General features: G+C 42.2%; 14 protein-coding genes. 13 read left to right on the top strand and 1 reads right to left on the bottom strand.

The features are described from left to right. Positions 1–2,042: 2,042 nt before the first annotated feature. The 13 genes from MNV_RS13700 (at position 2,043) to MNV_RS13760 (ending at position 7,434) form a co-directional block, all read left to right on the top strand. The gene (locus tag MNV_RS13700; RefSeq protein ID WP_096206516.1) at positions 2,043–2,612 is read left to right on the top strand and encodes a hypothetical protein; all 570 of its coding nucleotides are present in this window, start codon (positions 2,043–2,045) and stop codon (positions 2,610–2,612) included. Next, positions 2,609–2,788: a hypothetical protein gene (locus tag MNV_RS13705; RefSeq protein ID WP_096206517.1), complete on the top strand. Its 180-nt coding sequence runs from the start codon at positions 2,609–2,611 to the stop codon at positions 2,786–2,788. Before MNV_RS13700 ends, MNV_RS13705 begins: the two co-directional genes overlap by 4 nt. A gap of 2 nt (positions 2,789–2,790) precedes the next feature. Then, positions 2,791–2,955: a hypothetical protein gene (locus MNV_RS19795; protein WP_179293991.1), complete on the top strand. Its 165-nt coding sequence runs from the start codon at positions 2,791–2,793 to the stop codon at positions 2,953–2,955. Next, on the top strand, positions 2,952–3,092 hold the full coding sequence (locus tag MNV_RS19800) for a hypothetical protein (RefSeq protein WP_179293992.1): 141 nt from the start codon (positions 2,952–2,954) through the stop codon (positions 3,090–3,092). The genes MNV_RS19795 and MNV_RS19800 overlap by 4 nt, the downstream gene beginning before the upstream one ends. Positions 3,093–3,233: 141 nt before the next feature. After that, on the top strand, positions 3,234–3,431 hold the full coding sequence (locus MNV_RS13710; protein ID WP_143311787.1) for a hypothetical protein: 198 nt from the start codon (positions 3,234–3,236) through the stop codon (positions 3,429–3,431). Continuing rightward, positions 3,428–3,628 (top strand): hypothetical protein, encoded by a 201-nt coding sequence (locus MNV_RS13715; protein ID WP_096206519.1) that lies wholly within the window; start codon positions 3,428–3,430, stop codon positions 3,626–3,628. The genes MNV_RS13710 and MNV_RS13715 overlap by 4 nt, the downstream gene beginning before the upstream one ends. Then, positions 3,625–3,864: a hypothetical protein gene (locus MNV_RS13720; protein ID WP_096206520.1), complete on the top strand. Its 240-nt coding sequence runs from the start codon at positions 3,625–3,627 to the stop codon at positions 3,862–3,864. Before MNV_RS13715 ends, MNV_RS13720 begins: the two co-directional genes overlap by 4 nt. Before the next feature lies 1 nt (position 3,865). Beyond that, positions 3,866–4,087, top strand: a complete 222-nt coding sequence (locus tag MNV_RS13725; protein WP_096206521.1) for a hypothetical protein — start codon at positions 3,866–3,868, stop codon at positions 4,085–4,087. Beyond that, the gene (locus MNV_RS13730; RefSeq protein ID WP_143311789.1) at positions 4,047–4,574 is read left to right on the top strand and encodes a winged helix-turn-helix domain-containing protein; all 528 of its coding nucleotides are present in this window, start codon (positions 4,047–4,049) and stop codon (positions 4,572–4,574) included. Before MNV_RS13725 ends, MNV_RS13730 begins: the two co-directional genes overlap by 41 nt. A 128-nt stretch (positions 4,575–4,702) precedes the next feature. Continuing rightward, positions 4,703–5,026 carry a hypothetical protein gene (locus MNV_RS13735; RefSeq protein ID WP_096206523.1) on the top strand — a complete coding sequence of 108 codons (324 nt, stop codon included), beginning with the start codon at positions 4,703–4,705 and terminating at the stop codon, positions 5,024–5,026. Positions 5,027–5,185: 159 nt separating this feature from the next. After that, positions 5,186–6,121 (top strand): tyrosine-type recombinase/integrase, encoded by a 936-nt coding sequence (locus tag MNV_RS13740; protein WP_096206524.1) that lies wholly within the window; start codon positions 5,186–5,188, stop codon positions 6,119–6,121. A 564-nt stretch (positions 6,122–6,685) separates the two neighbouring features. Continuing rightward, the gene (locus MNV_RS13755) at positions 6,686–6,883 is read left to right on the top strand and encodes a hypothetical protein (RefSeq protein ID WP_096206527.1); all 198 of its coding nucleotides are present in this window, start codon (positions 6,686–6,688) and stop codon (positions 6,881–6,883) included. Positions 6,884–6,996: 113 nt separating this feature from the next. Beyond that, positions 6,997–7,434, top strand: a complete 438-nt coding sequence (locus tag MNV_RS13760; protein ID WP_096206528.1) for a DUF5518 domain-containing protein — start codon at positions 6,997–6,999, stop codon at positions 7,432–7,434. A gap of 96 nt (positions 7,435–7,530) precedes the next feature. On the opposite strand, the gene MNV_RS13765 is transcribed toward MNV_RS13760, so the two are convergent. Then, entirely contained in the window at positions 7,531–7,914 is a 384-nt protein-coding gene (locus tag MNV_RS13765) for a helix-turn-helix domain-containing protein (protein ID WP_218838030.1), read from the bottom strand. Positions 7,915–8,045 lie beyond the last annotated feature (131 nt).

An 8,045-nucleotide genomic window follows, 5' to 3' on the forward strand; every position in this document is an offset into this window, starting at 1 on the left:
TCTTTTTGATAAAGGTCGTTCAACTCATCTATAGAAAAATCTGGAAGAAATAATTCCCCTCTCGGTGTTATTGTCATTTAAACACTCCCCATTAAGAATCTGTTTGATTGCCTTTAAAATTTACGGCAATTTTGGAATCTTGCTATAGTTATGCCAAAGTGCAATACATCTTAATTGATAGACTTAAAAACGAGCATTATTTGGCATATATATGCGTTGACAATAACTTTTGTTGGTGATTTTACTAAGATACAATATATGCGCCCAAATTCAACATAACCGTTTCAATTCATGTTGGTAGAAGCGATAGTATTGGGGATTAAATATAGGAAGTATGTTGAAGAAGATTAAGGATAGAATCAAAAGAGGAAATAAGATTAGTTTTAGAACCAAAGAGGCAAAGAAGGTTTCTTGATTTAAAACCAACTTAATTTTTTTAACTGTTTGCTAATAGATTCTATTTTTTTAACTTCAATTGCGAACTCACCTTGAATTTTGTGAGAACTATATAAATTAATTTTTAAGTTTCGAATAGCGTTTCTTAATTTTCCTAATCTTGCTGGTTTTCGTAAATCGCAGACGGAAGAGAGACCCGGTCTCCATTTGACCATTAGCGTAACTTGTCCTTATTTTCTTGCAACAAGAATCTTTTATCAGCATCTGTCAAGGATATCAGTAACCAAATCAGCAACTTCTCGGAGCATCTTTCAACCGAAATTTAACACTGTTCGGCGTTGAAAAGATGAGAAAACTCACTCAGCATCTCGAATCCTGAACCATCGAGCATCCAAATAATGCCTCGCAAATTTCACTGCAGGGTAGTGACTTTTCTCGGCTCTCGTTATCGTGCTCCCAAAGGCAATAGAAGCCAAAACAACATCCTTAAGGCGGAAAATTAGGCGCACATTCTCATAAAAGGGTAGCAGGCAAAAGAGATTTATGCTTTTCAGAGTAAATATACATAAGCACTATAATCAAAGTAATTATATTCATGCGAAGGGTATATATAACGGAATAACATCACTGCAACCAAGCCGTTTTAAGTTCATAGTTGTATGCTCGAAGACGAACTCTGAATCAAAACTCGATGGGTTATATTGGTTATCTGAGCACCATAATCAAAGTAAAAATTGAACTATGAACCTATTCCTTTTTACTATCTCTCCACAAAGCTGAGGATGCTTTACATCTGACTCCTTTGCTATTTCAAGAAATGCGCCGCTACGCGGTGGGACGCCTAGATTCTACAGCTTAGATGCAAAAATGGATTTCATATAGACAAGGATGCGTATGCTTTTTTACGAACTATAAGGCGGGGCTTGCGCACGTCACTGCGGCGATATGCGCTTGCGTCCCTGCGCCCCTCACTTAGCTGGCCATAGCCCCGCGCCAGGGACTGACGTCCAGAGTGTAGGGAGTCGATGCCTTCTCTATTGTTGAATGACCTGAATAGATGCGATAACTGCGGCTGCCCAGCCAATCTTTTCGACCGGGATTAAATCTTTTTGGTTATTTGAGGTCCGGATAATACTTGTCTCTTCTCTTAGCGAGAAGGAGAGTTATCGTGAAAATTATGGCCCGAAATACTGGGAAGTCGTATCGAATTTAGATAAGCGTATCCAATGCATCATTTTCAACATGAGAAGAGGCTATGTCTAATAGTCCAATGTTACATACCTTGGCGACATATTCTTTATCATTGTTCTTTCAAGAATTATTGGATGAAAAATTGAAGAACACACAGAAAAGGCAATCAAAAATAGGAGCATACAAAAAAATTAAGTGCTCCGATCGGGATTTGAACCCGCGGCCATGCCAGGGATGGGTATCGAGACTGCCAGCATGGAGGCTGCAAAAACCTGAACCGGCAGTCATGAGCGTAGAAGCGCCCGAAACCCATATTTCATATGGACTTTTCATTATATATACCCTGCTCTCACTTGTATGATGATGAGATTTTAAAGATAGTTTTATATACATTTGAAGGGAATCATTGATTAGCATTTTTACCCGTAGAAGCGGGCAAAAAGAGGCTGCAAAATATGAAACAAGAACGAGTAGCGGGAGCTACAAATACAAATAAAGGAGCGCGTGGTGGCGCTGTACAGATAGAAGAAAGATGCATTGAAGCGATGGATGGAGATCCTGCTATATTTATGCGCATTGTCCTGGATGATGATTTTATCTCTCCTCCCCTGGCGCCCAGGATACAAAAGCATCCGGAACATGTACGGATTGTTAAAAAGCTTATCGGGGAAGTGCCTGATTGCGATTCCGACATGCAGGATGTTGATGCTTTTGCCAGATTCATGGGCTGCGATATCGCTCTGGAATTGAGGGGAGAACCGATACCTCATGTAAGGAGATTTCCTGGCAGAATTAGAAACGGTTATGCTGAAATCATTCACCGCGATACCGCGGAATTGAATAGCGGTGACGGCATTGATCCTTTTGATATAATATGTGCATGGGGACCAGTGCCTCATGTGAAAGGCAAGTTGTGGCTTTGGTCCATTACGGTGATCAGAGATAAGAAAACAAACCTATCCCAGGAGGATGAGGGCGCCTATTCCCCCTTATCCTCCCCCGTCATTCCAGGGAGGGGAACATGAAACAATACGATGCATACACATTGGACTTGCTGAACGCCCTTGCCTGGCACGTCTTCAATGTCGGGATGCTGGCTGATTTGCTAAACGCATTTGGAGTATCCGAAGATGATATCGATGCATTCCTGAAAGAATACGAGCAGGGCATGAAAGAAGCTCCGTCCTCTCCAGAGGCGTAGCTATGGCATGCGGACGGCGTATGACAGACCCGGCGCACAGTGATCACTGGTGCAAGAATTGCTACAATTATTATCTGCGTAATCTGCCGGCAGAATGCAATGGCTGTATTGAGACCAAGAACGGATGTAACTTCAAGCCAAGGTGGAAGTTGGAGGCGAGGACATGATTGCAAAGTGGAATGACGATCCTGAGATGGGAGAGGTTCTTAGTTTGCGACCCGGGACTGCTGAGGAGATTGAAGTGCTGGAAAAATCAGAGACAAACCTGAGCTTATTCTCGAATGGTACAATGCTGCAGGGGTGAGGGCATGAGATATTTTTTTTTAAGCTGCTGGGTAAATGGTTCTTTCGTACCTGGTTTTACCTTTGAAAAAACTATCCATTCCAGTAAAGAATTGATTGAGACTATTAGGACATGGTGCCCGGCAGGGATCAGGAGGACGGCATGAACTGGAAAAATGTGATCTTACTGCTGCTTATAACATCAATAGCAGTGGAACCTATAGAAAATATTGCGGTACGAGAGGAGGGACGGCAATTCCCGTGTCATCCTGGAGAAACTACCATGCATTGCACTATCCGCGCTCTTCATGAAGATATCTTCGGTGAAAAACCAGTGAGACCAGCGAGGTGGACGGTATGATCGAAGAAAGACCAGCTAAGCGCGTACATGTTTTCAAATGCCCGAAATGCGGCCGCGAAGAAAGGCTTGATGAACAGGATATGACAAATCTCAAGGGTGTGTTTTGCGGTGATTTCTCCTGCAGTAACGACTACTGCAAGGAGGACCGCATTGAGATCGTGGATGCAGACAACAATGTAACGGCGGTGATTGTATGACCGGCCCTCAAGACGAATTTGATGCTGTTGTCATGCCTCTGCTAAATGTTGATGAGGAAGAGGCAAGAGAGCTTAGAAATGCTATCATGAACCTGAATTACGAAGAGCTCTATCTACCTCTCTGGCGCCGGCATGAAGAATTTATGAGAACCACAAAAAGAACTTATATAATTCTCATTGTGCTGCTTTCGATTGTGACCGCGCTGGATCTTATCAGATTGTTCAGATGGTGGTAGAATGGGCAAAAACGATTACGGTGCCTCTCACTGGTCCTCTGATAAGGTATGGGAGCGCAGAAAAACCGAACTCAATGCAAAAATAGATCATCCTGAATTAGAGCCTGCAATAGCCAAAGTAATGCAGCTCCTTAAGGATGAACGATTGACTCTCGGGCAAATGATGTTCGTTCTGGTAAAGGTTGAGCACCGTCTTATGCTTCCGGAGACTTCAAGAGGCTGATATCCTGGAAGTCAAGGGGGCTGAGGGGATGGAGCAGTGCCAGGATGAGAGAGCAGCATCTACTACTACCGCTCCGGTCATGGCTGCCTGGCAGAACCTGCCTAATTCATCCTGCGGCTTTTTTTCCCAACATATAATTTCGTTCAGTGCAAGGGATGTCAGAAGCCATGACAGGATAGCCAGCAGTACTACTACTCCTCCCAGGGTAAAAGAAGAGCCTAAAGTGAACCTCTGGCGTTTAAGCGAGTTTTCAGTTAGAATTTTGGAGATAATCAGGGATTGCGGATCGGCAACCAATCGCGATTTGTGCGATAAGCTGGGTAAAACCAACAACTACGTAAAACAATATCTTTACAATTTGCGCAAATACGGTCTTATTCACAGGGATAACGAGAACTGGAAATGGTATTTGAACGATCTCGATAACGATTTTTTGTTGATTTCGATAGAATATTATATCTTATATATAACGGTAAAACAAAAGTAAAAGAAAAGGAAAACAAAAGTAAAACCGAGGATGTTTTACCCGTTGTTTTACCCATTAATAATATTCCTGAAATAAAAGAAAAACCGAAGCAGAAGCCACCTAAAACTAAACAAGTGAGTCTTATTACCATGTTGCAGAGGGTAATACAGGAACAGGCTGAGAGAGAAGTAGTAGAACTGCTGGCATCTGAGGTTGAGAATAAGGTAATTACTGTTTTAGCAGAATGGCATGACAAAACCCAATCGGAAGCAACAGGCAGGGCATACAAACATTACAACAGCGCGATGGAATTTGCAGACACTCTGGGCTACAGCATGTCGGATATAACTGCTGCTTTGTGCAGTTTAGACGATAAAGGCTGGGTCTACACTGTACCTCCTGAAAGAGACAAATATCATCGGTGGAAGATCGGATTTACAGAGGAGTTCCTTGAAAAGGTAAAACAACGGTAATCTGGAGAGGAGTAAAACGGTAAAACAACCGGAAAAACAAAATTGAGAGCTACACAAGCATCATGTGCATGACTAAATTTAATTTATTCAATTTGTATTCAGTTTGTATTCAATATTTATTCAACCTGTATTCAACTTGTATTCAATCGAGGTGATGGTATGGTGGATTTGGTCGAAGGCTTTGTATTAGAATGCCAGGCAAGAGGGCTTGTGGAACATACGACAGAGACATATGAGAGCTGCTGCAAGGATTTCATCAGGCGATATCCTGATCCTATTGCAGTACGGTTAGAGGACCTCCGGGCTTACCTTGGCGAGCTCAGGACCCGGGGATATCAAGGATCCACGCTGAAAGGTTATTTTGCAGCTATTGCAGCATTCTATGATTTCCTCGTCATTGAAAATAAGGCAGCCTCTAACCCCATACCCTCATTCAGAAAGCGATATCTGAGGGTGAAGCAGCAGCACGGAGGAGAAAATACCAGGCAATTGATCAGCATCGAACAAATGAGGGAACTTATCAGCCTGTCAGCCAGGAAAGTCCTCGACAAAACAATGATCCTTTTCTTGGCTAAAACTGGATTAAGGCGCGGGGAACTCATCTCTATGGACATTTCAGATCTTGATTTAGAAAAAATGGAGTTCCGGGTGAAGCCAAAAGCAAAGAGGAGCAACCGCTTAGGCTTCATGGATGCAGAGCTTACCGCAGCGCTCAAGGAATATCTCGACTGGCGTGAACCGAGAGCAAAAGATCAAGCCCTCTGGATTAATAGTTCCGGAATCCGTGTTACCAGGAACTATGTTTACAACATGATCGTGAATTATGCCAAAATTGCAGGCCTGCACGATCCTCATGGCGCCATGAACGAAAAATTCACTACACATTGCACCCGGCACTTTTTTACGACCTGGCTCAGACGTGGCGGAATGTCGAGGGAATTTATTCAGGAGCTCAGGGGAGATCGTCGCAGAGATGCAATTGATATCTATGATCATATCGAGGTCGAGGAGTTGCGGCGCAGCTATCTTAAATGCATACCTTATCTTAATGTAGGTCCCGGAAGGCCCGGTACATTGGAGGAATGGATAAAATGATTAAATGCGGTATCAGACGCGGTTTGTTAACAGGCTTTGAAATTTCTGTACTGAATGATGGAATATCTCTCGCATTTCAAATACGGATATGGGATTTTCTAATCTTTGTTGATTATTTTTACAACGTGGCAAGAAATCGCTCGACAAGGAAAAGCGTGCAATGCACTAAAATAACTGTTAAAAGGAGCCTTTAAAACGCTCCGATGCTCCGACTTGAATTTGAACCCGAACTTTGCGTAACGGAGAAATTTCTCCTGTCAATACAGAAATGTATTGTTTTCATTTATTTTATATTTGAGAAACCCACTGGAATTCCATTATGGAAGAATTTTGAATGATTTCTAGAAACAAGCGAAAAAAAAATAGTGGATTTGATAGTGGAAAATCAATCCATATGGAAAATATCCCGGATTTGTCACATTGACTACAAGACTGCGAAAAAGTACGTTTCTATGTATAAGCCAGAGGTAGAAAAGGCTCAAAAAAAGTTCGAAAATTTGAAAATCGACGAAAATCAAAGTTTTCTGAAACGCATTCCTATATTGGATTTTTTGAGGAGGGACGATGGACCCGCAAAACAAGCAGAATAAACAGAAAGACCCGAACTTGATACAACATCCTAATGGCAGCGTGGATGATGTTGATACAAGAGATGCTGCAGGTACAGGAGCTCCGCAGCGTCCAAGTGTAATTGCTGCCCTGGCAAGAGACCTCGGGATTGAGGGCGATCTGATCAAGGGCTTGAATATTCAGCGAAACTAAAAATGTTATTTTTTATTTTCGGTAGGTCAAAAACCCACTTCCGACATGCATGGAAATAAACAGTGCAAACTATATAAAGCTCAACAATAGATATAATTGTCGAGGTAATCGCAATGCAATTAACCCAAAAGGTGAGACTATCCCCAACACAAGAAGAATGGAAAACAATAAAGTTTTGGATTGGGACATTGTTTGGTGCAATAATTGCTTCTACAGTTCTACACCCTGAAAAGATTCGTTTTTTACGGATTAACCCTTTTATTTATTTAGGATTATGTGGCATTGTCAGCGGATTTATAGCAGGAAATGATGCAAAAAAAGGTGCGAAGGCGGGATTTCTGGCTGGAATGATACTAATAATTTTTCTTACCGTTAAAGATTTGATTTTTAATTTTCCTTCTGCTTATTCATATTATTCGTCTATCACACTCTTTCAATTCATATTTGGTATATTCGATTTGATACTTATTATACCTGTCCCGGTGTCTATAGGCGGAGCAATTGGAGGATCGATTCATAAAAAGATTAAGAACAAACGTATAGTTTTTTAATAGGGTTTCTTGTCCTTTTTTGGGGAGGGATCCTCTACATCGGGCATTTGATATTTTCAAAATGCTGAGACTCTGCACGAAGTGCGGTGAGCGTCATTAGATCAGCTTAAGCTTGGCTGCCAGCCTGACATACCAGGGCAGCTTTTTATTTTGCGTAACCTGCTTCCTTACAGCGCTGGCGATCTCCTTTTCCCAGCGCCCCCTATCCTTCAATATTTTCGATACCTGGTTGCGGTATATGCCCAGGTCCGAGGCTATCTGTGAAGGTGAATATCCGTCATCAGTCATGCCCAGGACATTCTCAGCTATCTCCCGCAGCGGCATAGCAAGCTCCTCAATTTTATATTTCTTATCCGGGAGCTCATCGAAATATTCTTCCAGGTAAGATTCAATGTTAAATCCGAACTCATTCTTGACCCATTTGATAAGTTCCCTCCTCATCTCCGGACGTTTTGCAAGGATCCTTACAAATTCGGGCATTTCCCTGGAGTTCCCTGGAGTTTCCTTGTCGTCCTCTGGAGTTTCCTTGAGTTCCCTGGAGTTCCCTTGACCATTTCCCTGGTCATTCTCTGGAGGTTCCATGATAGTTTCATAGACGTTTTATTACAAAA

Origin of the sequence: Candidatus Methanoperedens nitratireducens (genome assembly GCF_900196725.1) — an archaeon.
In the GTDB taxonomy this organism is placed as follows: domain Archaea; phylum Halobacteriota; class Methanosarcinia; order Methanosarcinales; family Methanoperedenaceae; genus Methanoperedens; species Methanoperedens nitroreducens_A.

Bases quoted from the DNA above. Each gene is read 5' to 3' on its own strand.
- MNV_RS13765 (WP_218838030.1), bottom strand. From the start codon at position 7,914: ATGCCCGAATTTGTAAGGATCCTTGCAAAACGTCCGGAGATGAGGAGG.
- MNV_RS13735 (WP_096206523.1), top strand. From the start codon at position 4,703: ATGTTGCAGAGGGTAATACAGGAACAGGCTGAGAGAGAAGTAGTAGAA.
- MNV_RS13705 (WP_096206517.1), top strand. From the start codon at position 2,609: ATGAAACAATACGATGCATACACATTGGACTTGCTGAACGCCCTTGCC.
- MNV_RS19800 (WP_179293992.1), top strand. From the start codon at position 2,952: ATGATTGCAAAGTGGAATGACGATCCTGAGATGGGAGAGGTTCTTAGT.
- MNV_RS13755 (WP_096206527.1), top strand. From the start codon at position 6,686: ATGGACCCGCAAAACAAGCAGAATAAACAGAAAGACCCGAACTTGATA.
- MNV_RS13715 (WP_096206519.1), top strand. From the start codon at position 3,428: ATGATCGAAGAAAGACCAGCTAAGCGCGTACATGTTTTCAAATGCCCG.
- MNV_RS13740 (WP_096206524.1), top strand. From the start codon at position 5,186: ATGGTGGATTTGGTCGAAGGCTTTGTATTAGAATGCCAGGCAAGAGGG.
- MNV_RS13760 (WP_096206528.1), top strand. From the start codon at position 6,997: ATGCAATTAACCCAAAAGGTGAGACTATCCCCAACACAAGAAGAATGG.
- MNV_RS13725 (WP_096206521.1), top strand. From the start codon at position 3,866: ATGGGCAAAAACGATTACGGTGCCTCTCACTGGTCCTCTGATAAGGTA.
- MNV_RS13720 (WP_096206520.1), top strand. From the start codon at position 3,625: ATGACCGGCCCTCAAGACGAATTTGATGCTGTTGTCATGCCTCTGCTA.
- MNV_RS13700 (WP_096206516.1), top strand. From the start codon at position 2,043: ATGAAACAAGAACGAGTAGCGGGAGCTACAAATACAAATAAAGGAGCG.
- MNV_RS19795 (WP_179293991.1), top strand. From the start codon at position 2,791: ATGGCATGCGGACGGCGTATGACAGACCCGGCGCACAGTGATCACTGG.
- MNV_RS13710 (WP_143311787.1), top strand. From the start codon at position 3,234: ATGAACTGGAAAAATGTGATCTTACTGCTGCTTATAACATCAATAGCA.